At 41.7% G+C, this 26,388-nt stretch carries 25 protein-coding genes; 6 read left to right on the top strand and 19 right to left on the bottom strand.

The genetic code is table 11. The features are described from left to right. Positions 1-77 precede the first annotated feature (77 nt). Positions 78-1,070, top strand: coding sequence for a helix-turn-helix transcriptional regulator (locus tag ACSQ8O_RS14630; RefSeq protein ID WP_436242277.1), 993 nt, complete (start codon positions 78-80; stop codon positions 1,068-1,070). Positions 1,071-1,105: 35 nt separating this feature from the next. Here ACSQ8O_RS14630 and ACSQ8O_RS14625 read toward each other — a convergent pair whose 3' ends face one another. From ACSQ8O_RS14625 to ACSQ8O_RS14580, 10 genes are all read right to left on the bottom strand, one after another. Further along, positions 1,106-1,354, bottom strand: coding sequence for a hypothetical protein (locus ACSQ8O_RS14625; RefSeq protein ID WP_436242276.1), 249 nt, complete (start codon positions 1,352-1,354; stop codon positions 1,106-1,108). Then, entirely contained in the window at positions 1,351-1,881 is a 531-nt protein-coding gene (locus tag ACSQ8O_RS14620; RefSeq protein ID WP_436242275.1) for a GrpB family protein, read from the bottom strand. Before ACSQ8O_RS14620 ends, ACSQ8O_RS14625 begins: the two co-directional genes overlap by 4 nt. A 357-nt stretch (positions 1,882-2,238) precedes the next feature. Beyond that, positions 2,239-3,390, bottom strand: a complete 1,152-nt coding sequence (locus ACSQ8O_RS14615) for an acyltransferase domain-containing protein (protein ID WP_436242274.1) — start codon at positions 3,388-3,390, stop codon at positions 2,239-2,241. A 107-nt stretch (positions 3,391-3,497) separates the two neighbouring features. Then, complete coding sequence (locus ACSQ8O_RS14610; RefSeq protein WP_436242273.1) at positions 3,498-4,142, bottom strand: zinc dependent phospholipase C family protein; 645 nt, start codon at positions 4,140-4,142, stop codon at positions 3,498-3,500. Between the two features lie 83 nt (positions 4,143-4,225). Then, positions 4,226-6,031, bottom strand: a complete 1,806-nt coding sequence (locus ACSQ8O_RS14605) for a sensor histidine kinase (protein ID WP_436242272.1) — start codon at positions 6,029-6,031, stop codon at positions 4,226-4,228. 8 nt (positions 6,032-6,039) lie between these two features. Continuing rightward, positions 6,040-7,476, bottom strand: a complete 1,437-nt coding sequence (locus tag ACSQ8O_RS14600; RefSeq protein ID WP_436242271.1) for a response regulator transcription factor — start codon at positions 7,474-7,476, stop codon at positions 6,040-6,042. A 153-nt stretch (positions 7,477-7,629) separates the two neighbouring features. Next, complete coding sequence (locus ACSQ8O_RS14595; RefSeq protein WP_436242270.1) at positions 7,630-9,222, bottom strand: extracellular solute-binding protein; 1,593 nt, start codon at positions 9,220-9,222, stop codon at positions 7,630-7,632. A gap of 130 nt (positions 9,223-9,352) precedes the next feature. After that, entirely contained in the window at positions 9,353-10,213 is an 861-nt protein-coding gene (locus ACSQ8O_RS14590; RefSeq protein WP_436242942.1) for a carbohydrate ABC transporter permease, read from the bottom strand. Between the two features lie 26 nt (positions 10,214-10,239). Further along, positions 10,240-11,157 carry an ABC transporter permease gene (locus tag ACSQ8O_RS14585; RefSeq protein ID WP_436242941.1) on the bottom strand — a complete coding sequence of 306 codons (918 nt, stop codon included), beginning with the start codon at positions 11,155-11,157 and terminating at the stop codon, positions 10,240-10,242. 255 nt (positions 11,158-11,412) lie between these two features. Then, positions 11,413-12,306, bottom strand: a complete 894-nt coding sequence (locus ACSQ8O_RS14580; protein WP_436242269.1) for an AraC family transcriptional regulator — start codon at positions 12,304-12,306, stop codon at positions 11,413-11,415. A 148-nt stretch (positions 12,307-12,454) separates the two neighbouring features. Here ACSQ8O_RS14580 and ACSQ8O_RS14575 point away from each other — a divergent pair, with 148 nt between their 5' ends. Next, entirely contained in the window at positions 12,455-15,169 is a 2,715-nt protein-coding gene (locus tag ACSQ8O_RS14575) for an MGH1-like glycoside hydrolase domain-containing protein (protein ID WP_436242268.1), read from the top strand. A gap of 69 nt (positions 15,170-15,238) precedes the next feature. Here ACSQ8O_RS14575 and ACSQ8O_RS14570 read toward each other — a convergent pair whose 3' ends face one another. From ACSQ8O_RS14570 to ACSQ8O_RS14555, 4 genes are read right to left on the bottom strand one after another with little or no spacing between them, the layout of a single operon-like run. Beyond that, positions 15,239-15,658: an NUDIX hydrolase gene (locus ACSQ8O_RS14570; RefSeq protein WP_436242267.1), complete on the bottom strand. Its 420-nt coding sequence runs from the start codon at positions 15,656-15,658 to the stop codon at positions 15,239-15,241. Between the two features lie 18 nt (positions 15,659-15,676). Then, entirely contained in the window at positions 15,677-16,012 is a 336-nt protein-coding gene (locus ACSQ8O_RS14565) for a hypothetical protein (protein WP_436242266.1), read from the bottom strand. A gap of 31 nt (positions 16,013-16,043) precedes the next feature. Further along, complete coding sequence (locus ACSQ8O_RS14560) at positions 16,044-16,565, bottom strand: AAA family ATPase (RefSeq protein WP_436242940.1); 522 nt, start codon at positions 16,563-16,565, stop codon at positions 16,044-16,046. A 35-nt stretch (positions 16,566-16,600) separates the two neighbouring features. Beyond that, positions 16,601-17,089, bottom strand: a complete 489-nt coding sequence (locus ACSQ8O_RS14555; RefSeq protein ID WP_436242265.1) for an NUDIX hydrolase — start codon at positions 17,087-17,089, stop codon at positions 16,601-16,603. Positions 17,090-17,359: 270 nt separating this feature from the next. Here ACSQ8O_RS14555 and ACSQ8O_RS14550 point away from each other — a divergent pair, with 270 nt between their 5' ends. Then, positions 17,360-18,709 carry an MATE family efflux transporter gene (locus ACSQ8O_RS14550; RefSeq protein WP_436242264.1) on the top strand — a complete coding sequence of 450 codons (1,350 nt, stop codon included), beginning with the start codon at positions 17,360-17,362 and terminating at the stop codon, positions 18,707-18,709. A 93-nt stretch (positions 18,710-18,802) separates the two neighbouring features. Here the strand turns inward: ACSQ8O_RS14550 and ACSQ8O_RS14545 are convergent, their stop codons facing one another. Both ACSQ8O_RS14545 and ACSQ8O_RS14540 read right to left on the bottom strand, forming a co-directional pair. Continuing rightward, positions 18,803-19,105, bottom strand: a complete 303-nt coding sequence (locus tag ACSQ8O_RS14545) for a hypothetical protein (RefSeq protein ID WP_436242263.1) — start codon at positions 19,103-19,105, stop codon at positions 18,803-18,805. A 197-nt stretch (positions 19,106-19,302) separates the two neighbouring features. Beyond that, the gene (locus tag ACSQ8O_RS14540; protein ID WP_436242262.1) at positions 19,303-20,271 is read right to left on the bottom strand and encodes a helix-turn-helix transcriptional regulator; all 969 of its coding nucleotides are present in this window, start codon (positions 20,269-20,271) and stop codon (positions 19,303-19,305) included. 146 nt (positions 20,272-20,417) lie between these two features. Here ACSQ8O_RS14540 and ACSQ8O_RS14535 point away from each other — a divergent pair, with 146 nt between their 5' ends. Together ACSQ8O_RS14535 and ACSQ8O_RS14530 are read left to right on the top strand one after the other, a co-directional pair. Further along, entirely contained in the window at positions 20,418-20,900 is a 483-nt protein-coding gene (locus tag ACSQ8O_RS14535; protein WP_436242261.1) for a hypothetical protein, read from the top strand. Between the two features lie 47 nt (positions 20,901-20,947). Further along, positions 20,948-21,424: a GyrI-like domain-containing protein gene (locus tag ACSQ8O_RS14530; protein ID WP_056619875.1), complete on the top strand. Its 477-nt coding sequence runs from the start codon at positions 20,948-20,950 to the stop codon at positions 21,422-21,424. A 306-nt stretch (positions 21,425-21,730) separates the two neighbouring features. Here ACSQ8O_RS14530 and ACSQ8O_RS14525 read toward each other — a convergent pair whose 3' ends face one another. Further along, positions 21,731-22,186 (bottom strand): VOC family protein, encoded by a 456-nt coding sequence (locus ACSQ8O_RS14525; RefSeq protein WP_436242260.1) that lies wholly within the window; start codon positions 22,184-22,186, stop codon positions 21,731-21,733. A gap of 200 nt (positions 22,187-22,386) precedes the next feature. Here ACSQ8O_RS14525 and ACSQ8O_RS14520 point away from each other — a divergent pair, with 200 nt between their 5' ends. Then, positions 22,387-22,782 (top strand): VOC family protein, encoded by a 396-nt coding sequence (locus ACSQ8O_RS14520; RefSeq protein ID WP_436242259.1) that lies wholly within the window; start codon positions 22,387-22,389, stop codon positions 22,780-22,782. 86 nt (positions 22,783-22,868) lie between these two features. Here the strand turns inward: ACSQ8O_RS14520 and ACSQ8O_RS14515 are convergent, their stop codons facing one another. Together ACSQ8O_RS14515 and ACSQ8O_RS14510 are read right to left on the bottom strand one after the other, a co-directional pair. Further along, positions 22,869-24,818 carry a PAS domain S-box protein gene (locus ACSQ8O_RS14515; RefSeq protein WP_436242258.1) on the bottom strand — a complete coding sequence of 650 codons (1,950 nt, stop codon included), beginning with the start codon at positions 24,816-24,818 and terminating at the stop codon, positions 22,869-22,871. A 118-nt stretch (positions 24,819-24,936) separates the two neighbouring features. Continuing rightward, a complete protein-coding gene (locus tag ACSQ8O_RS14510) occupies positions 24,937-26,388 on the bottom strand; it encodes a glycoside hydrolase family 88 protein (protein ID WP_436242257.1) in 1,452 nt (483 codons plus the stop codon).

The following is a 26,388-nucleotide window of genomic DNA, read 5'->3' as shown; positions in this document are numbered from 1 at the left end:
TAGCATCATACCTTTTGTATCATGTCACCTGTTGTCATATATGTATGTTAGAATCAAATTACATTGGGGGGATGCAGATGAGAGCGGACCGGTTATTGCAAATAATGATGCTGTTGCAAACTCGCGGCGGCATGACAACTCGAGAGTTAGCCGCAAGACTCGAAGTCTCGGAACGGACCATTCATCGGGATATGGAAGCGCTAAGCACAGCGGGAGTTCCCGTCTATGCGGAACGCGGAGCTGCAGGTGGATGGCGGCTAATGGAAGGGTATCGGGCAGATTGGGCAGGCCTGCACAAAGACGAGCTATTGGCATTACTTGCCGCTGAGCCCCATCGACATTTAACCGATTTAGGTTTCGGCGATGCTTATGAAGCCGCGGTTTTGAAAGTGCTCGCTTCGCTCTCTCCTACCTTGCGACGCGATGCAGATTATATGCGACAACGGGTCTACGTGGATGCAGTAGGCTGGCATCACAATGTCGAAGAATTACCATGGTTGTCCCTCCTGCAGGAGGCCGTGTGGGAAGACCGTCAACTGCGATTACTATACGCCTCAGGTGGTGACGCGGCAGCAAGCGAACGAGTTGTGAGCCCTCTTGGGCTTGTCCTCAAGGGGTCACTCTGGTATCTCGTTGCGGCTGGCATCGAACAAGAACCACGTACCTATCGTGTTTCACGCATCCAGGATGCTTCCTTACTGGATGAGCCGGTGGTGCGCCCGGATCATTTCAACCTCGCTGCTTATTGGCAGCGTTCGGTCGACTTGTTCCGCAGTGGACTTCCACAGTATGCGGCTCAAGCACTTGTGCATCCGAGCGTCTCCACTCGGCTTGAGCAGACCCGCTTCGTTCGCGTAGTCGCATGGCACGAGGGACACGAAGAAGCAACCAGCCCGGCAAGCGCCACCGTGATTTGGCGCAAAGCAGATCTGGAGTTCAACACGCAGAGCTCCGCATGCGAAATTCTGCTCGGCTTTGGGACGATGGTCCGTGTCTTGGAACCATTGGAGCTCCGCGAAGCACTGCTAGAGGCAGCGAACAACATTGCTTCTATGTATAGAAGCACGTGAAGACTCATAATAAGTATGTTTAACCTCAAATGTCCCTATGCTTTTCGCCTAACGTATCGCACGACCCTAGAAATTGCTGCATACATAATGAAAGTAATTACAGCAATGACTGGAAACATGAATGGATCTATATGAACCACGGTGAAGGAAGAATCATGATACTGAAAATCTTCTTGAGGCTCTTGTAAACTACTAAGATTGACACTAGCAACCATTGCAAAATACGCTAATAAAGGTACAATCAAGGATACTAGTATCCCGGCAACCATGTTCTTCCTACTCATTCCATTCGCTTCCTTTCTTCTTCTCCCCATCGCAGAGCCTTCTCAACCAAGTGATTGATGCGATTTTCCTTCACTTGTTGGTATTGATCATTCGGATAGGACGCTAGTATGTCCAGCTTGAGTTGACCGTATTTTTCAGCTTCAGATGGATGTTGCATCAAATATGCTTTAAAATCCAAATAGGTTAGTATCCTTGAATCACCCCTCTGGTAAATATGAACGTGATGTGTTCGTTGTAACTCCCCTTTAGTGAAGTACCTTCTATTCGGAATGCCGTTCTCTCCTCTTACTCGGTATCCGGCTTGGATCATTTGCTCGTTATATACATTCACTTGTTCAATATCTTTCACAATGATCAAAATGTCGATAATCGATTTAGCATAACCAATTGAAGGCACCGAGGTACTTCCAACATGATGGATGTCAACAAGTTCAGTCTGAAAAATTACCCCTAAAACATTGGACTCTTTCTCAAATTGTAGGTCCCATTCCTTTGTCCAAGGTGAAATCGTCCATTGTCTCTTCAATTCATTAACTCCTCCTATACACAGACTGCTTCTAAACTAGCAGGCGTATTTTTTACTATTTCAATATGGATCGGAAAAAACCTCCTCACCACTTGCGATGTAGTACGACGCTACATACTTATACTAACTGGAAAACATGTAGTTAAATTTGGCTCTTTTGCTCAGATCGGGTGAAATGGCTAAAATTAACTGTAGGTTATCCATTTATTCTGCGTTCGACGGGAAAATCTTAAAAATTAACTACAGAAAATCCATCTATTTGCTGGAAGCACAAAGTTGTTAGTATCGTCAGGCGAACAGCAAAAAGGAGCAATGCCCCGCGGCAAGCTCCTCCACTACCGATTCTTGATAGCGTTCCTAGTTGACTTCCTTTTGATAAGTAACCGTTCCGAAATCACCACATATATCAAGAAATACGCCATTCATATCAAAGATCTCTTTATCTTCTTCTAAATAAGCAAGGACCTTTCTCCTTAACGATGTATCCGGTTTCGCATCCTTTACTTCGGTCAACTCATTAAATACAAAATTCCATAAAAAACGCACCGAACCCGCCGTCGGATAGAGATAGAATTGCTCTTGGAATCTGACGATATTGCTAGTAGGCGGTAACATTTCCCTAAGTTGTGGCGTAAAAAGCCATGTATGGCATGCCATACCTTTATATTGGACTTCTGGAAAATACGTAGCATAAAATTTCTTGGCTTGTATGTAGGTGTCTTTGATTTGTTCCATATCAAAAGCCGTATCTCTCGGGATATGAATCTCAAGCATCGTATCTTCCTTGTCTAATACTTTTTCCCATTCATCCCGCTTAAGCTTCACGGGTTCGTTTAAACCTTTGCCATCAGGTGTAATTGGATTTCCAATGAAATAATCATCTGTTTCCTCATATTCCGTCACAAATCCATCCATAGTCTTCTCTTTATTGCAAACACCTTGCTTATCACCATTTGCTCTTAACTCCATGCCAGCACTGCATAACAGCAACAAACTATCTTCTTTCGCGTTGTAAAAGCCTTTAACGATGCCAGAAAAATTCGTTGCAATAAACTGCATGCCACCAATCCGAAACATTCTGGCCTCCAGATGCCTCCAGATCCAACTGAAATTTCTAATGGCATAATACCCTACTAAATTGTAGGCATTTTGAACCCATACACCGATATCCCTTAAGGTTTCTACAAATAACTCTTCACTCAGTCCTCTTTCGGCATACTTCTGCTCGGCAAGAGGCAGTCTTTGTAGTGCTGCATGCAAATAAAACAGGGAAGCCGAATTTCCGAGTACTTCTTCTACATAAGAATCTATAGCCAGCGGTTCCCAAACGGTTGTCCAATGGCCACTTTCAATATTTTTCTTATAAAATTCCATGTAAATATCCAAAAGTTTTGGATCATTATTTATTTGATCGGTGATATTCATCAAGATTTCTGTTGCGCCTTCAGGCATCAAAATTTTCCGGCAGTACTGCTCTGTCACGTCTTTCTTTAATAACAAAAATTCCATACTTGTACTCCTTTCAAATTAAACAATTGTTACCTAAACAATTATAACCGATTGTCTTACGGATAGTAATTCCGTTCACATATTCAGCGCCGCGTATTGTTATTTTGCTAACCATTCTTCCAAGCTTTTATTAGACTTTTCAGCTCATCTACGGTGTCTTTAATAAACAACTTCACAATGTCATCCGTGATATAAATGGGTACAATACAAGGTTCTTTTTCTTCATTTCTAAGATTCTGCATGATGTGCGCACGATACTGCGTAATTTCTTTGCTAGTGAGTAGGTCAGGAACTGAATATTCTCTAGCTTTTAGCAAAGAATCGAAAATCTTATTTGACCAAGCTTCATTCCTATACAAATTATAATCAATTTGACAAACCTCTATATTGTATCGACTTTTAATAGATTCATTTTGTCCGTCTATCACAGGTTTCATTTTATCGACATAATCATTCCAAACGGTCTCAGTCCATTTTAAATCAGCATACAGATGTGAGACATATCCAAGTATAAATTGATCATTATCATGGTCATTGTGCGTTATGTGTCGTTTACAAAAATCAGAGAAGGTTTGAAGATTGGGCATCGTACCGTCATCCTCACACAAATGAGTTCTACCCTTATCTTTCCTAGTGGTATTCGCTCTCATATGAATGGCATCAGGTGCGATACTTCCCAGCAAAAATTCTGGCGATGGATCATGATCAAAACATTTTTCTGCAATGCTAAAATGTACCATTGGCCAAGGCATGATAGTTCACTCCACGTATCAGTTTCACAACATTCAAGCATCATAAAGACGCCAGAAAGTGGAAAATAGTTCAAGCAAGTCCCTCACATACACGGAATCTTAACGATCACCGTAGTGCCGTGACCAATCTCACTTTCAATCCCTACCCCATAACCTTCTCCAAACAGCAGCTGTATTCTGTTATTTATATTGGAAATCCCGATACTGTTCCCAACAAAGCTGTTTTCCACTCTCTCCGAGTAGGCCATATTCAGTTTCGCTTTCATGCTTTCGAGCTGATCTTTACCTATCCCTTTTCCAGAATCCGATATTTGAAAACAGACATCGCCATTGGCATCTATCTGTCCGCTCACACGAAGATGTCCTCCGGCGTCCATACTTTCAAGTCCATGATAGACTGAATTTTCAACAATAGGCTGCAAGATCATTTTAGGCGTTTTCATTTCTAGAATCTTTTCATCCACATTTATTTCCATATCAAACTTGTTTTCATAGCGAATTGAAATAATTTTCAGATAAGCCTGGATGCATTGAATTTCTTCACTGATCATCACAAGATCGTCTTTTTTAATACTATATCGAAAAATCTTTGACATCGATGAAGTGATCATCGCTATTTCCTTGCTGCCGTATTCAAGCCCAATACTGCTTATGCAGTTTAATGTATTATAAAGGAAATGCGGATTTATTTGGCTTTGTAAGGCTGAGAATTCAGCCTGTTTTTTGCTGAGCTCAGACTCATATAATCTTGCTTGTGTGTGGAATATATTGCTTGTCATCTCTTCCATTTTGTCAATCATGCGATTGATATCATAAGCCAACACGCCGACTTCATTGGTTGAACGCACCTTCACTCTAAACCCTACATCTCTTTTACCAATTTTCTTCATATCTGCTATAAGGCCCATAACAGGTCGTGTCAGGTTATTTAAGAAGAAATACCCCAGAATAATCATACTCAGAATGATACCAATGCCAGCTATGATACTGATGTTTTTAATAGCATTCATGTCTGTTGTCAACTCTTGCACTGGAATAATACTTACAATACGCCAGCCATCAGCCTGCTCCAAATCTTTTTCCTGGACGATTACCTCTTCATCATTAATTGTCGTTTTTACCCCATTAGTTAAACGGTTCCGATCTACGGAAAGGATATCCTCGTACAAAATACCACGGAAATTTGCATTATTTGATACAATAACCTCATTTTGGCTGTTTAGAATGTACAACGTAGAGTTAGGCGTTAATTCCGTATTCTCAACCAGTTCTTTCAACTTTTCCGTGTTCACCATAATAGAACAATAGCCTGTCCTCTGAGAGAATTGAACCCCGCCAATCGATTCAATAATGGGTGCTATATAAAAGAAATATTCGTTTCCAGTTTTTTCGTCTTTTAGAAGGTTTGTAAACTGTCCTATTTCAACTGAATCCCTATCATTTTTATAGCTACTAATAAATTCTTCGTATTTTTTCGAATAAAAAATATCACCGTTTCCCGTACTATGGACTCGTCGTCCTTGATTATCATTAATAACAATGCCATTCACATAGGAATTAAAGGATCTCATATATTCCATAAGTTCAATTACATATGTACCTATATCAAAACTCCGCTTATAATCATCATCAGCGATCGTAAATTCTTGTATTTTTTTATTATCAACAGCTATTTTGGTACTAACTTTTATATCGTTAAAAACGGAATTTATCTTTTGGCTTGTTTGTTCAATGATCTTATTCCCATAATTTGCAGCTCTGTTCTGCGTCAGATTATAGAAGCTATAATAGGAATAAAACTCCATTATTGAAAAAATGATAACCGAAAATAAAAATATCAGTAATATCTGATGCTTTAGTTTCAGCCTACTAATCTGCAAATTCCCCACCCCGACCCTCAACTCTTTCTGAACTTCGTAGGCGTAATCCCACTTTGTTTCTTAAATACTTTGTTGAAATAATAATAATCCATATAGCCTACTTTTGCTGCAATTTCATCAATGGACAATTCGGTATGTTTCAAAAGCTCACAAGCTTTCTTAATCCTCAAATCAGTGACATATTCTGAAAAGGTTTTGCCCAAATTCTTCTTGAATAGTTGGCAACAATAGACTTGATTGATTAAAAACTTCACGGATAAATCTTTAAGGTAGAGCTCGCTCTGAAAATTAGTGTCGATGTATTTCACCATTTGGGCAAAATAGGAGTTTTTATCCCCTTCATTCGCAGATTGATAGTTCAGTTGCTTTACGTACGTCATAATGTCAGTTAAAAAACTGCACAATGACTCAAAAGTTTCAAAACGCTCCTTCAGTTCAGAATAATTCAGGAAATCAAGTTCCATGTATTGCAGCTCATCGTAATAGCTGCCAACCAAGCTGCTCACCACTTGATTCCATAAATAAACGACCTCTCCCATCCCTAACTTATTGTGATCAAAGTAATACATGAGTCTATCCAAGATGTCGTCCATTTCTTCAAACTTTTTCTCTTGAATAATAGAACAAATACCATCTATATACGGCTTAGCCAAATTAAGCTTTTGTTCATACTCAAAGATACCATTGGCTTCATTTATAAATACGGTTGACGCAGCGATATCTGCTTCTTTAATAAGCTTTGCCATATGATCATATTGATTCGAAATGCTACTGATTCCTACCGCTTTTATATCTAAATCATTGAAAACGGCTGAATCAAATCGAACATCCAAATCCGTTATATTCTCACTTTTGAGAATATATAGTGTCTTTCTTGATCCCAAATCAACTGTCAATGTAGGTTTAAAATTGAAAGCACTTATGTCATGATCATGCTTTTTCTCACCATTTGCATACATGATAAATACACGGAAGTAGTAGTCCGTTGAATGATCAAATAACTGAGTTAAACGATTCAATTCACTTTTATCCGATGAGGTTAGCGCCTCTAAGATCTGGTTATTTTTTATACCTCTCTTCGTAGAAAAGTGCAACGCCAGTTTCTCTATTAATGGATCTGCCATCTCAATATCTAAAGGTTTTAGGCAATAATCCAGCGCACCATACCTTAGGGCTTCCTGCGCATAAGCAAACTCAGCGAAACCGCTTACAATAACAAATTCAACATCCAATCCCATGTCTTTGGTCTTTTTCATAAGATCAAGGCCAGAAATCTCAGGCATTCTTATGTCTGTAAAAACCAGATCAGGACGATCCTCACAAATAAAATCAAATGCTTTATGAACACTGGTAAATTGGCCAGTAATTTCAAACCCGTATTTCGTCCAGTTAAATGCGTTCCGTATTCCTTTTATCGCCCATGGTTCGTCATCTACAATAATAACACGATTCATAAGTACCCCCTGTGTCAGCTTATTTGATCGTTATAAAATATTAACTCTTTGGTAGCGAGATAACAAGTTGACTACTGTAGACGTTCCATAATAAGAGCCTATGGATATAACGCCGTTATGTCCATAGGCTTTGTACGCTATAAAGCAAATTTATTATTTCTTAGTTGTTTGCATAGCCTTGTAGATCTTCACATTCTCATCCATAACGGCCTGCCCGCCTGCTGCCATATATTCTGCAACGAGCTTATCGTACAAACTATCGAATTCTGCTGGCTTACAGACGATTAGCTTATCCGTCATTTGTTTGTTCATATCCCCAAGCGTTTTGCCAAACTTAATATTGGATTCACTTGGTGTATCAAAGAAGTAACCCGTGTACGTGTCCGTCGTATTTATTTTGTAGGATTGTTCTGCAACAGCTTCGAGTCCCGGAGCCGATGCAGCTAATGCTTTGATATTCTTCTGCTGATCACCAAGCTCCACACCATTCACAATCAATGTAAGATCTAGATTTAGATAGCTGGTTTGCATATTGTCACCTGTTTGATTGATAACCTGTGGAATACCATCTACCATCTTATGATTAACCCCTTCTTGACCGTATTGCAGAAAGAATAATACTTTGGGGTCGGACATCCAGTTTAGATATTTAATTGCCAATTCTGCATTTTTACTGCTCTTAGGGATAAACACATTCACGCCATTTTCGTTGTACGCAATTTTCTTATATTTCCCTTCATAATTCTTGAAAAAATCAATAGGTACAAAGTTTGCGCTAGGCACATTTGTTTTTAAAGGTACACTGATATTTTGACGTAATGGATAATCCCAGTTTGCACTGAAGAATCCGACTTTACCGTTAGTAACATCTGCATCCGCTTGCTTGGCTGTTTTGTCTAACGCAAAATCAGGGCTAATTAATTTTTCATTGTAGAGCTTGTTAAGAAACTTTAGTGCATCCTTATTTCCGGGTTTTAACCAGTTCGGAGCTGTAACGAATTCTTCCTCTGACTGTTTCCCCCAGTAAGATTCACTTAGATTTCCAGTGTTGTAATTAAAACCTGTTGCTGCCAATCCCCATGGAATCACACCATTAACGCCACCTGGATTTTTATCTCGGAACGCAATTAGCGTATTATATAACTCATCCCTCGTAGTAGGAATCGGCATCCCTAATTTATCTAGCCAATCCTTTCTAATAAACATACCACCCCAAGCCAGTGAAGTTCTTTTAGCAGGGATCGCCATCTGTTTCCCGTTGAAAAGTCCATAAGAAAGAACCGTCTTACCTAGATAATTCGTTAGTTCCTTACCCTGTTTAGCCAACAAATCATCCAACTGAAGGATACCATTCACCTTAGCGTATCTTGAGACGGTCGGGCTGTCATAGGTAAACGAAATATCCGGTGCCTCACCCGCTGCCATCAATACATTGAGCTTATCAATTTCCTGGTTCCTAGGAACTGGTATAAATTTAACAATCGCATTATTTTGCTTGCCAAAATTATCATTAATATACCTTGTCCACGTATTATTGTTTAGATCAGGCTGCCCCTGAATGCCTCTGTCAAATATTTCAACCGTTAGTGTAGTCGGTGGACCTGAAGGTTTTGCAGAAGGGGCTTCTGATGTCGTCGTCGCTGACGTTGCTTTGCTTTCATTTTTATTATCGCTGCTACATCCGGCCAATGCACTTGTTAGGAGTGTTAATACTGGTAATATAACCAACATTTTTTGTATTTTCATTGTTCAACCTCACCTTTATCTTATAATGATTTCGAGTTTCGTTCACATAATGATCTAATCGTAGCTGATCGGTAACTGAACCACCACCTTTCATCCTATTAACAACCAACTTGCTTGAGTAACCTATGTCTCAGCCTTTAATGGCGCCCGTCATGACACCTTCAACAAAATATTTTTGAAGTTTAGGGTACACCACTAAGATAGGAACTGTAGCAAACATGACACTTGCAGCTTTCAATGATTCAGGAACAATATAAGCACCAACACTACCTTCACCTTGCTGGGTATCTAACTGTTGATTTGCCGTAATGATTTGGTATAGCTTTAATTGCATGGGATACAAATTCTTATCGGTTATGTAAAAGAGAGCATCCTGGAATCCATTCCATCTGTCTACCGCGTAGAAGAGACTTAAAGTTGCGATCGACGGCAAAGAAAGCGGAAGAACAATTCGAAAAAGTATCCCTAGTTCGTTACAACCATCTATAGAGGCCGATTCTTCCAAACTTTCTGGAAGTGATGAGAAAAATGTTTTTAGAATAATTAAATTGAACACACTCATCGCACCAGGCAATAGTAAGCTCCATATGGAATTCATCATTCCTAAATTTTTCACCAACAAATAACTTGGAATTAATCCACCGCTGAAGTACATGGTAATGACCAAAATCGATAAAAAAAAGCTTCTTCCCTTCAATCTCTTCTTTGTAAGCGGATACGCAGCACATATCGTTAAAAACATACAAATGAGTGTATATACAATGGTAAGCACAATGGAATACCCCAGCGTATAGATCATTTCTACATCACTTAAGATCGTTTTATAGGTCTCAAGTGTGAATTCTACCGGCCAAAGTGTTACCTTCTGTGAAATAATGGCACTATTCGAACTTAGAGAAAGCGCGATCATATACAAAAATGGTACAAGGCATGTAATGGATACAGCTACGATGAATACGATAATACCCATATCAACCCAATTAAATCTCATCTTCTTGCTCAACAAACTCACACTCCCTACCAAATTCCCTGCTCACCAATTTTTTTGGCAATATAATTTGCTGTCACTAAAAATACTAACCCTACAACCGATTGAAACAATCCAACTGCTGTTGCTTGCGAGAAATCCCCAGACCCAATTCCTATTCGATATACAAATGTACTGATGACATCCGAGTATTCACTTACTAGGGAATTCCCCATGACAAAGGGCCGATCAAACCCAATCGAGAGCATCCTTCCAATTTGCAAAATAAGCAAAATAATAATGGTCGGTTTTATGCCAGGCAAAGTAATATGCCATATTTTACGAAGTCTGCTGCACCCATCCATATCTGCAGCCTCATATAACTCCTTATTGATGCCAATGATTGATGCTAAGTAGATGATTGTACCCCATCCTGCACTTTGCCACACCCCAACCGCTAGATACATGATTAGCCAGTTGTTTTTTTGTGAAAGAAACTCCATGTGACCAATACCAAAGCTAGATAAGACGCTATTCGCCATGCCTCCTGAAGAAAACATCAGGTAGACCATACCGCCAATAATGACCCAGGATAAAAAGTGCGGTAAATATAAAATGGTTTGAGTCACTTTTTTTAATCTGACATGCCGAATTTCATTCAACAAAATAGCCATTATAATGGGTGCCGGGAAACCTGCTACTAAATCCAGAAAGTTTAAAACAAGTGTGTTTTTAAGCGCACGGTAAAAACTACTTTGTTCAAAAATGAATTTGAATACGTCAAGCCCAACCCATTCGCTCCCGCTAATTCCTTCGAAAATGTTATAATCCTGAAAAGCCATCACTACGCCGTATATTGGCGCATATTTAAATAGGATTAGATAGGACATTGGCAATAGTAAGAGCACATATAGTAGAAAATCTCTTTTTAAATAATATACGAAACTGTTCTTTCTTCTTAGATTCATATTGTCCTGATACTTTCCTAAAACCGCTTTCAACGATATCATCCCTCCCACTACAAAGTTGTTTTCTCCAGCAATTTGCGCTACAAATCAGGATATCTCATGTAAAAAATTATACTCGCCAGAATTTTTAATAAAATGTATTAATTTAAATTAATTTTGTAATAATTTAATCTTTGGAAATTCGTATAAAGAATGCGTCAAATAGCCCCCACCACGTTGCCGTGTTGGGGGCCGTAATATATCGAAATGGATTATTCACATTTTTTGGAGATTCCTTCTCTCAACAAACTGTCTCGGACTGCAGCCGAAATGCCTTTTAAACAACTGATAAAACTGGGCAGGGCTTGTAAAGCCGACTCTACCGCTTATTTCTGTTACCGACCATGTCTCTGTCAACAAGAGTTGTTCCGCTCGTTTCATTCTACGCATTTGCACATAGGACGTAAACGTCATCCCCATTCCTTTCTTGAACAGCTTGGTAAAATAACTGCTATTGTAGTTCAACTTAGAGCTGATATCTGTGATCTGGCAAGACGATTCTAACTGCTGTTCAATATAGGCTAACGCAGGGCGCAATTTGAGGGCTAGTTGATGATCCATCGGTTCAATAATTTGCTCATCGTCAATTTGAATCAGCGTGTATAGGAGCTTTTTCAAACTAGCATTTACGGCAAGTTCGTAACCTCTCCCTTTATCCGTTATTTCTCGAAGCATCTGAATAAGGAGCTCATGAATGAGTTGAATGCTTAACGGATATTTCCTCAACGCGTCATTCAACCGTGTTAAATTGGCTGATCTACCACTAAATGCGGCCAGATAGGATAGCAACGATGGGTCCATGAAAGCGGACATATCAACATGGCAAACAATGTATATCAGAGGAGATTGTCCGTATTTGTGAGACCGATGAAGCTCATTCGAACCTAACATCACCACATCGCCGGCTTGCAACGTGTATGTTTGCTGTGTCGTCTCAATGGTCATCGTCCCCTTCAGAACCGTGATCCACTCCACTTCCTCATGGTAGTGCCAGGGACCATATTGAATGGTCGCTTGAATTGGATGACTAATCGTCCATATTTTAATCCGGAAATTCGGGTCTGCATAATCGACTTGTTCGTTATCGTAAGCGGTCAAATTTACGGCCATTTTATTATTGTCCTTTCTTTCATATACTCCTGCTATCATATCACGAATGTCCGTTTTCAAGATAAATTGATCCGCTATCAAGAGGCTTTTAGCTTTCAATTATTTTAAAATAAAGTGAATATGACATCTGTAAAAGGAGTGATACTTCATGCACGAATTTGACAGCCTCACCACTGATCATGACCTTAGACTGCCTGCTTGGGGACCTTACACCAAACAATACATGGGTATCTCTCATATTAGTGATCCGGCGAGAGGGTTACGATTTGATCTGAGTTTCATGCCTGGGTTCTATCGAAGAAAAATAGATATTCCAAGTGTCTTATGGGAATCCGGCTATCATCCTTGGGAAGCTACACCGGATTACAGCTTCTTTTCCCACCGCCATGAGCTGGAGTGGAAGGATCGTGTCTACGCTGATATTTCATTCAGTCGGATTGACGATCATAGCCGTCTCATCCGCGCTGCGTTGGCCAATCACACGGAGCATCCACAGAATCTTGTGCTGCACTGGATGGCTTCCCTTCAGCCGCCTCGGCTTCCAGGACACGGTGAAGTTCATGTATACGCGGATGCACAGCTTCCTGAGGGTGTAGCGTGGGTGGATGCGTTAGATTACAGCGAATTGACATTCGCACAACCGCGACCTTCCGATGGATTAGTCTATGATGGATTTGCACGTGGAGAGATTCGTGGACAGCATTATACAGGCGGATCGGCAATCGGATGCCAATTTGGAGAAGATGTTGGTGACATGCTGCAATATGAAGTAAATGTCACAACCCCCTTACAAGATGGTGTGCTTCTGTTACGCTATCAAGCGGCGCAAGGAGGGGAGCTTGAGATTGGACTTGGACAGGAGAGACATAGTCTTCTCTTGGAGCCGTCAGGCACATTGATCGTTGCAGAGCTTCCCGTGGGGAAACTTTCTGCTGGCAAGGTCACTCTTAGCTTGCACAACGCTTTGGGCTCTAGTCCAACGATCATTGACGGATTCACACTCCTTGAGCGCAGCGCATGCAAAGATGTCGCTTTCATTGATCGTCCTTGGCATATTGAGCCTGAATTACTACCAGGTCCCGTTCCAGGAAGTCTCATTCTTCGATATCCAGACAGTCCCTTTCATTATGGCCTCCTGTGGAATTATTCAAATGCCCAGATTCGTCAGATCCGAAATGACGAATTGGATCGCTTTGCCCGCCATACCGTACATAATCACGTCGATGACATTTTGCAGGGAAATGGAAAGGGTCATTACACAAATGTGTTTATACGTCCTATTCATTTACTCCCCGATTCAACCATGATACTTCACGGCATGGTTTGCTCGGGGACTTACGAAGAAGTGCTTGCCTATATGTCCAACTTTACACTTGACTATGAGAAGTGCGAGTCGATCTATCAAGCTGAACGTACCAAGTTGAATCCGCCTCCTTCCTATCCATCCGGTGATCGCTATGCGTTCAGCCAGCAGCTCATGCGTGCTACTTTACTAACGAATACCGTCTATCCCGTCTATACGAAACGAACATATATAAGGCACAGTACACCTGGCCGATGGTGGGATTCGCTGTATACTTGGGATTCTGGGTTTATCGGACTCGGCTTCTCGGATATCGATACTCAGCGGGCAATGGATTGCTTGAATGCTTATATGACGGAGCCTGGTGACCCACAAGCCGCTTTCATACATCACGGCAGCCCCGTACCTGTGCAGCATTATGTGTTCCAAGAGTTGTGGAATCACGGACAATCTCCTGACTTCCTGCAACATTTTTACCCGCGATTGCGGCAATATTACTTGTTCTTCGCTGGCAAAACCAGCAGTTCAACGACCAATACACTACGTACCGGACTACTGAAAACATGGGATTATTTCTATAACTCAGGGGGCTGGGACGACTATCCACCACAGAAATACGTGCATGAGCACGATCTGGAAGCTACAGTTGCTCCCATCATTACAACGAGCCAAGCGATTCGAATCGCCAAGATACTTAAGATGGCAGCAGCAATGTCTGATGATTGGCAAATGGATATTCGGGGATACGAAGAGGATATTCGGCTATGGAGCGAAGCGTTGGAAGCCCATGCATGGGATGAAAAAGCCGGCTTCTACGGTTATGTAGTACATAATCAGCAGGGCGAATCTGTAGGCCATTTACATCATGCCTCTGGTGCCAATTACAACATGGGGATGGACGGCCTCTACCCACTGGTTGCTGGTGTCTGTGATAGCGATCGTGCAAACCGTTTAATTACCGCACTGTTTGATGAAGCCCGCTTATGGACATCAATTGGCTTATCAACCGTTGACCAAAGCGCACCTTATTATCGAGCGGATGGTTATTGGAACGGTGCGGTCTGGATGCCGCATCAGTGGTTTTTCTGGAAAACAATGCTCGACTTGGGTTTCCCTGATTATGCTTTCCGCATAGCCAATACCGCTCTAGAATTATGGAAACGCGAGACCGAGGCTACCTACAATTGTTACGAGCATTTTATCGTACAGACAGGCCGTGGCGCAGGATGGCATCATTTCGGCGGTTTATCGGCCCCTGTCATCAATTGGTTTGCTTCCTATTATCAACTAGGCAAAGTTTCTACTGGCTTCAATGTGTGGATGCTGCAACAACACTTCAATGAAGAATTCACGGAATACCGTGCGGAATTTCACTATGCCGGGGAAGCTGAACAAGCATTTAGCATGCTGATCAATCTAACTGAGGGAGTACCGTATATAGTTGTTGGCACGGGTTGTAACGTACGAAGCTCGCTTCGAACCAGCGGAGGATTGGCGTTGATAATAACTGACTGCTTGCCACGTGCGGAGATATCGATTCAACCTGTTGATAGAGAATGAACGAATAGCGATAAGAAGGGCTCCCCAGGATTGACTCACACACATCAATCCTCGGGATTATGCCCCGACTTACAGCGGAATTTCCAAAAAGTCCACACAAAACGGTTGATCCTCTTCATTTAAACAATATTCTATTCTCTGCCTGAAATTCAGAAAAGTCACCATCTCTAAAGCTCTTTCAATTGGGAAAAAGCCTACCTCGAGAGACTCAGAACTCGTTGTTAACTCTCCTCCGATTGGTCTACCTAAAAACAACGTGTTACAAATAGACTGAGTGACATTTTGAAAAATACCACAAAATTTGGTCACTTCGATCTCAATTCCGCTCTCTTCCTTAGTTTCCCTAATCGCTGCATCTTTTAACGATTCGCCTTCTTCAACCACGCCACCGGGCATTTCCCAACCTCGTTCAGGACCCTTGATTAATAGAATTTCGTTACGATCATTAAGTACAATTGTTGCTGCAGAAAGAAAATGTTTTGGCGTCATCTTTGTGTCATCCTCCTTTTATCTGTGTCGAGACCTAGCATCCCTAATCATCAAAATACCCGCAATCAGGTACATAACTGAAGTAATTCCAAACATTTTAAACATACTCGGGGTCATTGCGGTATATAAACTTATAGGAAGTGACCACACAAATGCAATAAACATTAGCGATGGCCTTCTAATAACTGTCGCTAACAATGCTACACATGCTGGAATAAATAGCGTAAATAATGTAATTACCAAAACGTCATTCTCGACACGCTCATGGGTGTAAGGATTGAACAAAGCGAAAATTATCCAAAGGATCATTGAACCAATTGAAGCGAGTAAACCAATGAGCTTCGTTATTTTCATTTCCCATTTCCTCCAAGATAAAACCTCGTTGTTAGACTTCATTTAAGTACTGGTCTATCCTACGATTATCCTTTATAATCAAAGACTTCATCTTATCCTGACGGAACATATCCAAAATCTTCGGTTTACTTTTCTTTTCGAAGCCAGCATTCCATTCAAACATTCTCATGAAAATTTTAAATGTTGGTGTATAATTTGCTTTTTCGACTCCAAGTTTTTGCAAAATAAATCTTCTTATGATCCTAATAATTCGTACCACATAGGGTGTATCCAAGAAAATGATTATTTCAGCATTATGGAAACATTTGGAAACCCAATCATGATTATGAGCACCTTCTATGATCCATCGGTCTGAAGACATTATTTCGTTCAAAAGATTATCTCTTTCCTCGTCAGATCTTCTTATATCTTCATCTTCATGCCTTTTCCAAACTACGTTATCTAATTCATAGTAGGGTATGCTGTATTTGCGAGATAAATTTCTAGCAAGGGTGGTTTTACCGCTTCCGACTGAGCCTATGATATGTATTTTCCTCGGAATATTCCCGTTCAGATGGAGCACCCCACTTTTGTAAAAGTTGTTCTTTCTTAATTCTGCTCCATATATTTCAAATAAAATATAACTCCCGCTCTATCTACACTCGAGAATTGTAAGGGATCATCACTCATCAATTGTCTTAATTCATCTACGCTAATCCACCTAGGATTCTTCGTTTCATCGCCTAATTGTAGTAACTCGCCTTGTACTTTGCAACGGAAGTAAACACCTACCGAATCAAAAGGACCTTTTAAGGTTTGATACACTCCAAATGGTTGAATACATTCCACTTCAAAACTTGGATCCACCCCCACGGTATCAATCCTTGTATCCTCACCTTCAATTTCTACTACATCAAGTCCAGTCTCTTCCTTAACTTCCCTAATGAGTGCTGTGACTAATGATTCATACTGTTCAATTCTCCCACCAGGAAGTTCAATCCGTTGAGATTCTCCAGGTTTATTTCGTGTCTGAACCACAATCTCTATGGATCCATTACAGGTTCTTTCAATAATTGCACGAGAATTAACTAAAAACATCCGTCATCACAACACCTTTCTTTTTCTACCATTAAAATTTCTAGATTATCCCAACAATCCCTCCCTACACGCCAAAGTTACGCAATGGCTGCAACAAAATGTATCGCCATCAATTGCCTCACATTCTATAAACATAAAATCGGCATTTAATTACGAATTCCCATCAATTTAAGCATTCATTTGCACAAATTTCGCAATGAAAACGATTTCGTTATACCTCAAAATAAAGAAGAGATCCATATCGAGGACTATCGAAGGAGTACCATCCCCATGACGAATCCTAAAAAGTTAAATTTATTTGCTATTACATGGCCTTTATTTATTGAATCGTCACTTCTCGTGTTTATGCGAACCTCTGATACGTTCATCGTCAGTCATGTGTCGGATGAAGCCGTCGCCGCGGTAGGCGTCAGCAACCAGCTTATTATCTTTTTATTCTTGCTGCTCCAGGTGGTTTCAACCGGTTCAGCCATCGTCATTTCTCAATATTTGGGTGCAAATAAACTTAGAGATGTCAAGAAGTTTGCCGCTGGGGCCATCTCGCTTAATTGTATATTCGGCTTCTTCATAAGTGTATGTATCGTTTGCTTCAGCAAACAGCTGCTGCAGCCCTTCGGCTTGCAACCAGCGACACTGGAGCAGGCGCGCATCTTCCTATCGATCGTTGGTTGTTCCTTATTTATTCAAGCCATCAATCTGACCATTTCGGCCATTACTCAGGTGCATGGTTATACGAGATACACAATGACGGTCAGCTTGGGAATCAATCTCGTCAATTTGACCGGCAGTATTTTATTTATTTTCGGTCCTCTCGGCTTTCCTAAGCTCGGCATACCAGGTGTCGCCATTTCAGCCGTATTCAGCCAATTACTCGGACTAGTTATTTATAGCATCATTTTAACCAAAATCGTTCGATTGAACTTATCCTTCCGTGACTTTTACAAAGCGAGATTCGCAGAAATAAAAAAGATATTAACCATCGGTATTCCCACTGCCGGGAGCCAGCTCATATACTCCATCAGTCAACTGATGACGACCTATTTTATCACTCAACTAGGCGCTGAGATGCTTTCCACTCGGATTTACACCCAAAATATCATGACGTTCATCATGGTACTGGCCATTTCCTTGGGACGCGGGACGCAAATCATCATTGGTCGATTGGTGGGTGCAGGAGAAAAGGAAGAGGCCTACAAGCAATTGTTTCGTAGTTTGATACTTAGTTTATTTCTATCACTTGCCGCGGTTACGTTGACCGTTTTGTTCAGAAAACAATTGATCGGTATGTTTACGGATAACGTCGAAATTATCACATTAGGTGCGTTTTTATTGACCTACGGTTTCCTCCTAGAGCCTGTACGCTGTTTGAATATTGTCATTGGAGAGGCTCTTCGAGCTACTGGTGACGCGAGATTTCTTCTCTTTGTCGGCTCAAGTGTCATATTGGGACTGTGCGTCCCGCTAACTTATTGGATAGGTGTCCATCTGGGGTACGGGTTGGTAGGGATGTGGTGCGTGTTCATCATGGACGAAGGGGTCAGAGGACTTCTGTTATTATTACGCTGGAGAAGCAGAGCATGGGAGAAGAAAGTGTTGGTGAGTAGAGAGGAAATGGCTTAGTTTGCAGAAAATCTACATTAGTCTGCTTGAGAAAAGGCAACCAATCCGTCTAGACTGGCTGCCTTCATATTTTTATTGAAATCTCGTTTCTCGTTACCAAAGCTTGAATCTGAGCAAATGATCGGTCAAATGTTCTTTCTTTAAGATTTCAATCTGCTTGTTCCCTATTAGATCGTAATGTGGATATTCTTCACGAAAATGTATGTAAGCTGGATTTAAACCATTCGCCAAGCACCATTCCTTCAATCGTTCTAGATCACAGCAGCCCACCTTCGTGATCGTCTTCACTCCTGGAAAACGAGGCTCTACCCAATAATGCGTCAAAAAGGCAATTTCCCCCTGTGAGCATTTGCTTTTCCATTCATTCAGTTCATGTCTGGATATTCCGAAAGCCATGTCATCTATCTCCTATTCGGTGCAGATGTCCGATTGCACTACTAATAAAAAAATCCGCGTATTAAGCGACTTTCGTTTTAACGGTGTTCTTGTCACTCGACAGCATCTTACTTCCATTTGCGTTAAATATCTCCACTTTGCTAATTCGTTAAATTCTCTACTGGTTTATCGCAAAAAAGAAAAATCTCAGGTACGACTCAAGAGAATCTTAAAGTGGCTAAACGCTCTTCCAAAATTACACGCAGTTCATCAGGAATCCGCTCGAACTTGACCCCTTGCCCCAAAAACAATAGCCAATCCGCATAATACGCCAGCGCCTCAACATCGGTCACATCCAACTGAACATTGAAAATCCCGCTCGACTGAAACATCCCAGTTAAAGACAAAATTATCCCAGGCGGGTGCATACGCTTAAAGCGCTGAATCCCAATCGTATCAAGTTTCACAACAAGATTGGATTCACGTGCACGAAGCAGTTTCTTGTTTAAAATCTCTTGTTCAGTCCACTTCATCTCCTGCTCAGAAATTGCTGAATCCCGTAGCATCTCAACAGGTAGATAAGTAAACTCATCCGTATCAAAATTATAAACCTCGACCAGCCACTGAGCGTTCGAGTTAAATATATGAAGCAAATAAACGTCCAGTAACTGTGGCCAGCCAAGACTCAGCTCATATGTCACACGTAAATGTTTATCCCGCACAGCAAGCGAAATCAGCTGGTTTAGCTCTGCAGGCGCCGCGTCATCGAGCTCCAAAAGATGCGGATTGGCGGGATTCGTATTTTCGAAAAGCAAGATATTATTCAGCTCGATCAGCTCATCTTGCTGGGTTTGCGATGCGATGCCGATAAGTTTCTCAGTGATTGAGCGGCGATTTTGCAGATAAGGCAGCTGTGAATTCTTCGAAGCGATAAAGCTGATAAAAATCGCCTTCAGCTCATCTGGCGTGAAGCGGGCGGCTGGCAAATATTGATTTTGCATGACAAAGTATCCACCACCGCGCCCAAGCTCGGACGTCAGCGGAAAACCCATCGCCTGAATCTCGTTTATGTCGCGGATCGCCGTCGCGCGGGAAATCTTGAACTCTCGTTGAATCTCGGCAATCGTAAAATGTGCGCGGTTATTAATGTAACGCATAATCAGGTTCACTCGTTCTGTTTTCTTCATGATTTTATTATATCAAAAATGTAGCATAAAATGTCAGCACTGACGGTTTTACATTTTTGCTTTCCAATAATAAGTATCAATTTTTGATACATTTGACGAATAGAATCAGTCTTGTAAAGATTAAATACCACAAAGGAGAGAACAATATGACTAACTACTCAATCAACACAATCTCAGAAAACTACAAAATGACTGCTTTCGGTGTTTCATTTGACGACTACAACGACTGGGCAGGTAATGCAGCAAAAACGGCAGCGAAAAAAGCTGAAATCACTGAAAACGGCAAGCTTGCTGAACTTCTCGCACTCGCTGACGGGCAAGAATATCAAATCAACTACAACCTCGACCGCAAGCCTTGGCGCGGCTTCGGCGTAATGGGTGAGTTCAACGTGGAAGGCGCGGTTGTCCTTGATTTCCTCGCTGGCGATTACCTCGTCGTGCCTGGTACAGGTGCTGACAAAGACCGCCTTGCTGACGAAATCACAGGCAAAGTTTTCGGCGGCCTGATCCAAGAAATCACAGAATACAAATACGTTGGACCTGGTAACTCAACGTTCGTTAAAGCAAATGAAACAGGTGAATTCTACGGCGAAATGTGGCTTCGTGTAAATAAAGTCGAAAAAAACTAATCCTTGTCAAATCCACCAGAAGTTATACCGATTAAAGGAGCATGCACATGGCAGAATACACACTTGAACACAAAAAATCATTCACATTGACCGCTTATGGTTTTTCAATCCAGTCGAATTTTCAAGACATGCCAGCTTTGCAAAAAGAGAAAACCGAATTTTGGGACAGACTCAAGGCAGACGGTCGTTTTAATAAACTCAAAGGCGCGGCAAAAGATGATCGCGAATGGTCAGTCAATGAGGTTTATCAAGGAAAACCGTGGAATTATTTCGCTGTAGAAGCTGGCAAATCAGTGGCTGACGCAACGCGCATCATCGAGTTTCCAGAGAGCGAGTACATCGTGGTCGCAGGGAATGGCGACAAGGAAACTTTGTTTGATAAGCTGACTTACCGTGCTTTTGGCGAAGTCCTGACCCAAATCACAGATTATGCTTACATTGGTGGTCCAAATGCGACTTATCGCAAAGATAACGGCGACGGCACTTTCTACGGCGAATTTTGGGTGCCTGTGGTTAAAAAATAAGGAAATTCGGAAGACAAGTAGCCCGATGAAAGAAATCAACAGCTGCCTCTCTCGTATAAAATTTGAGGAATTTTCATGTTATGAAAAATACGACAAAATTATTTCCACAAATGGAAAAGAACCTTGTTAAATCAAGGTTCTTTTTGTGAGCTTTATGTCGTTGTACTTTTTTAAATGCCAACCCACTCGCAATTCAACTACTCCCTTTATTCACCAATATAAATTTTGGAAAAGAGACCCACAGCAACGGGCTGGGGGTCTAATTTATACTTCTTGAATCCGGGACCAAGGGTCGCCCAGAGTCACTTATTTATTATTCAGTTGTTCAGCTAAACCGATTAGAATCCCTTCATTTCCACGAATGTAGCAGAGTCGATACGAGTCCTCGTACTGAACCACTTCGCCAACGAGCTGAGCACCATGCTTAGTGATGAGTCTGGATACCATTTCGTCAATGTCTTCAACAGCGAACATGACGCGAAGATAACCGAGGGCATTTACAGGATCAGTTCGGTGATCTGATATAGTAGGTGGGGTGAGAAATCGCGAAAGTTCAATTCGGCTGTGGCCATCTGGGGTAACCATCATAGCGATCTCTACACACTGTGTACCCAGCCCGGTTACGCGACCAGCCCATTCACCTTCGACAGTAGCTCGCCCTTCGAGCTTCAAGCCAATCTCCTCGAAGAAAGAGATTGCGTCTTCAAGAGATTCTACAACGATGCCAACATTGTCCATTCTTAGTAATTTGTTTTTTGCCATAGTTTTATCTCCTTAGGTGTACCAATTTATTACCTGATCAACTTCATATTTATTCTATCAAGAATTACCGATTCCTTCCAAACGACTAACATCTTGTCATAGTACCGTAATAAGATCGTTTGTAAAAAACTTATATTTCAACAAGGAATGGAAACCCTGACTAGAGAACAGATGATGAAGTCCAATTCTAGGAGGAAACCATGGGAAGAATTGTTCATTTCGAAATTCACGTTAATGATATGGAACGTGCCAAAACATTTTACGGAGAAATCTTCGGTTGGGTATTTGAGGATTGGAGCCAGTATGCCGGCATGCCTTATTTCGGCGCCGTCACTGGCGATGCGGAGGAAATGGGCATCAATGGTGCACTCATGCAGCGGCATGGCCCTGCTCCAGATCCCGGCCAGCCATTGAACGGTTTCGCGTGCACCATCGGCGTCGGAGACTACGACGCTGCGGAAGTGGCAATTCTCCGTCTCGGCGGTACCATCGCTATACCGAAATACGCGCTTCCCGGCATGGCATGGCAGGGATATTATATCGATACAGAAGGAAACATTTTCGGTATTCATCAACCGGATAAGAATGCCGGTTAAGAATGCAAAAAAGGCTGCCAACCAATTTTTCGGAGCAGCCTTTTTCTCTTCAGATATTTTAAGCTTTGACTGAGAACTGTTACAATCTAAAATATGAATTTCATCTTCTCATATCGATCAATGATTTCTGCTATCGCATTAATGTTGATCGGCTTGCTGATGTAGGCATCCATACCTTCAGATAGATATTTCTCACTGTCGCCTTTAATGGCGTGAGCTGTCACTGCCACAATATACGGGCGCTTCTTACCCTTTAACATGTCATTAATTAATTTCGTCGCCGTTAATCCATCCATCCAAGGCATTTGAATATCCATAAAGATGATATCATAAGGATAACGCTTAACAGCTTCCACGGCTTCTTTTCCGTTATGTACTAAGGTCGTTTTGTGACCCAGTTTCTCTAACATTTTCTTTATCACAACTTGATTCACTTCATTGTCTTCCGCAATTAAAATTTTCAATGATTGTTCCGTTGAATTTTCGACAATGTCATTATTCTGGGGCCACATATCATACTGCGATGAGTCAAATTGATTGGATTGGACCCGCAAGTTGGCCGTGAACAGGAATGTTGATCCTGGTTGATCTTTGGAAGCTTCATGCCAGATTTCACCGTCCATGAGCTCAACAAGCTTTTTACAGATAGCTAATCCTAATCCGGTCCCCTCTGTTCTCCGAGTCATAAAATGATCAACTTGATAAAAAGGGTCAAATAAATGACCTGCTTGTTCCTTCGGTACACCGATACCTGTATCCTTGATTGCAAATTGAAGACGAACGGAATTCAGGTCTTGCGACACCGTATCAACACTGATCGAAATCGCTCCATTAGGAGTGAATTTGATGGCATTGCTGAGTAAGTTCATCAATACTTGTCTCAACTTCGTAATATCTCCGTAAACCAAGCTAGGAACCTTAGGACAGACCGATGTCGTGATCTCCAGATTTTTTTCAAGAGCTTTAGACATGACCAAATTAAGCGTTTCTGATAAAATATCTTTCACATTCAAAGGTTCTTCCATTAATTCGGTCTTGCCGGATTCGATTTTGGAGAAGTCTAGAATATCGTTGATAATCATGAGCAGCGTAGCGCCACTCTTTTTAATAATTTGTACATATTCGATCTGCTCTTCATCCAATTCCGTCTCTAAAAGTACATCCGTCATACCGATAACCCCGTTCATAGGCGTACGGATTTCATGACTCATCATGGCTAAAAACTCGCTTTTAGCTTTATTCGTCTTTTCAGCGGCTTCTTTCTCAATGATCAACTTCTTCTGTTCCGTCATGTCTTTCGCAATGATGTAAAAGCCCATAGTCTGAGACTGGATGATAATTGGAGCTAGCGTCACCAACACTTCAACGGAATAACCATCCTTGTGTTGAATGAAAGTAATGTCTTTTTCAACTTTTTCAATTTCCAAATGATCGTTTAAAGCCAAAAGCAAATGCTTTGAACTTTTTTCGCCAATTAATTTGGACATTCTATTACCAATTAGCTCTTCAATGAGATATCCGGTCGTCTGTTGCACCATATTATTGCCATTGATTATAATGCCGTCCAAACCAAAAGAAATAATCGCATCGTGGTTGTATTTCTTTAACGACGTATACCGTTCAATACTTTCTTGCAGCTTTAGTTCCGCTAGCTTGTTCTTGGTTACATCGATAAATTGGGTAATAAAATACAAAGGTTTCCCGTCAATCTCATCACGAACTAATGAAACATATACGGAGGTCCAAACAACATTACCATTTTTATTAAAATACCGATTTTCTAATTGAAATGAAGGGATGGCACCATCCAATAATTCGGTTAGTAAACCCTTAGACTTGTTACAATCATCAGGATGTCGAATATCTTCAAGTGGAAAGTTCATGAATTCTTCTTCTGTATAGCCGAAAATGCTGCAAACCGCCGGGTTAACATTCATCCATTTGCGATCCAGAGAGATTAAAGCGATCCCAATCGGAGCATTTTTATATAAGTGTCCAAATAAGGCTTCGGGGTCAAATAACTTTAGATCCTGCATTCATGCATTCCTCCTTTAGACTTAACGCAACAGCTCCCTCTTATTTTTCTCTTGGCAGCTACTCCTATATTACCATAAAATGAGTACCTGTCCGTTAGCTTAATCTATGTAGATCTATCTAGTGCCTCAAATACGCATAAAGTTGTGCCCAAAGCCCTAGCCCCATTTGTGAGTGTACCCGATATCCGCTCTGTTGCAGCTCCATTCCTCCTGCATTATGTTGGGCAACTCCTGTCAAAATACCATCGGGTGTCAAATAAGAAGATAGCTTCAGGAAATTATGCCGGGCAAGCGACATGTACCCGTTCGGTAACAATTGATGACTAGCGGCCAGTGCGAATGCGGCAGAAATCCCTGCCGATCCCGAGGTATCAATTCCTGTAGTGGCATCATCTAGGAAACAAGACCACAACCCGTCAGGCTGCCTCCACTCTACGGCCACCTGAGCAATGCGGTTGATTTCGGCCTCTAACTCAGCCATTCCTGCCAGACTCGCGAATTGAGAAGCTTTCAGCTCGATGCAAGTCTTGACCAAACCTAAGCAGTACCAAGCAAAGGCCCTCGCCCAGCTGCGAAATGTATGTTCTTGTGATTTCCGATGATAGCGCAGAAACACATGCTGCTCGCGTGCCAGGCAATCTCGTCGTAGCAGGATCTGCGCAATGGCTTGCTCCGCCATATCTTGACGGTTGAATTGCCTCGCCATAACGGCAAGCGGATACGCCACCGTATACGAGCCTTCAGCTGTGACCACGTCACCATCAATGACAGCGCCACCGTTCCTGCGACCTGCAGCTTCAAAAAATTCAAGCGCTTTGAGAATCACAGGATGATCCATGCGATATTTCGCAATGACAGCCAGCGGCAGAGTTGCTTCAATCGTTGTAAACGTACCATCGGACTGTTGACCGTGTAAGTCCTCATAGAGCAAATCTCCTTGAGCGTTAAAAAACTGGCTGAAATGCAAATCCAGGATGGGATTCACACGGTCTTCCCCCAGAATCGACTGTAAACTATGCAGCCCATCCAACACACATCCCTCCATCCAGCCAAAGGGTTGTAACGAGGATAGGGAAAGCATCGTATTCAAAGCTTCATCGACACGTGAATCTGGTTCACCCATCAACAAGTGAGGAACGAATAGCACACGTTCCGCCACATCATCCTGAGCGTCAAATACCCAAAGCGGCTCCTTACCACCTATGAGCTCCAATCGGACCCCCTCATTCAGCACGGCTGCAGTCTGTTCCTCCGTTAGCAGAAGTTCAAAGGGCTGAAATACATAAGCGTACCGAATATCTATGGCTCCGATTCTTTCATTGGATTGAAGCAAGATCACGTCAACCTGCTGGGCATCCCGATAATCTAATGCGACGGTGATCCGCAACCGACTACATTGTCCTGCTGATTGCTTTAACTGATCCCCTTGCAGCTGCCATGTCAAGGATAGTTGCTCCTGACCTTCTCCCAGGTGTACCGCACGCCACCCTCTAGCAATATGTTTACCCTCAGGTAATAGAGTCTTCGACTCACTGATAACGAGGGCCGGAAAATAATGAACTTGTCTCAT

Origin of the sequence: Paenibacillus sp. LjRoot56 (assembly GCF_964253335.1) — a bacterium.
In the GTDB taxonomy this organism is placed as follows: domain Bacteria; phylum Bacillota; class Bacilli; order Paenibacillales; family NBRC-103111; genus Paenibacillus_E; species Paenibacillus_E allorhizoplanae.
Note: the sequence above shows the minus strand (reverse complement) of the source record. Positions and strands in the feature narration are given on the sequence as shown.

Coding starts and splice junctions, on each gene's coding strand:
- ACSQ8O_RS14630 (WP_436242277.1), top strand. CDS start 78: ATGAGAGCGGACCGGTTATTGCAAATAATGATGCTGTTGCAAACTCGC.
- ACSQ8O_RS14625 (WP_436242276.1), bottom strand. CDS start 1,354: ATGAGTAGGAAGAACATGGTTGCCGGGATACTAGTATCCTTGATTGTA.
- ACSQ8O_RS14615 (WP_436242274.1), bottom strand. CDS start 3,390: ATGGAATTTTTGTTATTAAAGAAAGACGTGACAGAGCAGTACTGCCGG.
- ACSQ8O_RS14610 (WP_436242273.1), bottom strand. CDS start 4,142: ATGCCTTGGCCAATGGTACATTTTAGCATTGCAGAAAAATGTTTTGAT.
- ACSQ8O_RS14600 (WP_436242271.1), bottom strand. CDS start 7,476: ATGAATCGTGTTATTATTGTAGATGACGAACCATGGGCGATAAAAGGA.
- ACSQ8O_RS14595 (WP_436242270.1), bottom strand. CDS start 9,222: ATGAAAATACAAAAAATGTTGGTTATATTACCAGTATTAACACTCCTA.
- ACSQ8O_RS14590 (WP_436242942.1), bottom strand. CDS start 10,213: ATGAGATTTAATTGGGTTGATATGGGTATTATCGTATTCATCGTAGCT.
- ACSQ8O_RS14585 (WP_436242941.1), bottom strand. CDS start 11,157: ATGAATCTAAGAAGAAAGAACAGTTTCGTATATTATTTAAAAAGAGAT.
- ACSQ8O_RS14580 (WP_436242269.1), bottom strand. CDS start 12,306: ATGGCCGTAAATTTGACCGCTTACGATAACGAACAAGTCGATTATGCA.
- ACSQ8O_RS14575 (WP_436242268.1), top strand. CDS start 12,455: ATGCACGAATTTGACAGCCTCACCACTGATCATGACCTTAGACTGCCT.
- ACSQ8O_RS14570 (WP_436242267.1), bottom strand. CDS start 15,658: ATGACGCCAAAACATTTTCTTTCTGCAGCAACAATTGTACTTAATGAT.
- ACSQ8O_RS14565 (WP_436242266.1), bottom strand. CDS start 16,012: ATGAAAATAACGAAGCTCATTGGTTTACTCGCTTCAATTGGTTCAATG.
- ACSQ8O_RS14555 (WP_436242265.1), bottom strand. CDS start 17,089: ATGTTTTTAGTTAATTCTCGTGCAATTATTGAAAGAACCTGTAATGGA.
- ACSQ8O_RS14550 (WP_436242264.1), top strand. CDS start 17,360: ATGACGAATCCTAAAAAGTTAAATTTATTTGCTATTACATGGCCTTTA.
- ACSQ8O_RS14545 (WP_436242263.1), bottom strand. CDS start 19,105: ATGGCTTTCGGAATATCCAGACATGAACTGAATGAATGGAAAAGCAAA.
- ACSQ8O_RS14540 (WP_436242262.1), bottom strand. CDS start 20,271: ATGAAGAAAACAGAACGAGTGAACCTGATTATGCGTTACATTAATAAC.
- ACSQ8O_RS14535 (WP_436242261.1), top strand. CDS start 20,418: ATGACTAACTACTCAATCAACACAATCTCAGAAAACTACAAAATGACT.
- ACSQ8O_RS14530 (WP_056619875.1), top strand. CDS start 20,948: ATGGCAGAATACACACTTGAACACAAAAAATCATTCACATTGACCGCT.
- ACSQ8O_RS14525 (WP_436242260.1), bottom strand. CDS start 22,186: ATGGCAAAAAACAAATTACTAAGAATGGACAATGTTGGCATCGTTGTA.
- ACSQ8O_RS14520 (WP_436242259.1), top strand. CDS start 22,387: ATGGGAAGAATTGTTCATTTCGAAATTCACGTTAATGATATGGAACGT.
- ACSQ8O_RS14515 (WP_436242258.1), bottom strand. CDS start 24,818: ATGCAGGATCTAAAGTTATTTGACCCCGAAGCCTTATTTGGACACTTA.
- ACSQ8O_RS14510 (WP_436242257.1), bottom strand. CDS start 26,388: ATGAGACAAGTTCATTATTTTCCGGCCCTCGTTATCAGTGAGTCGAAG.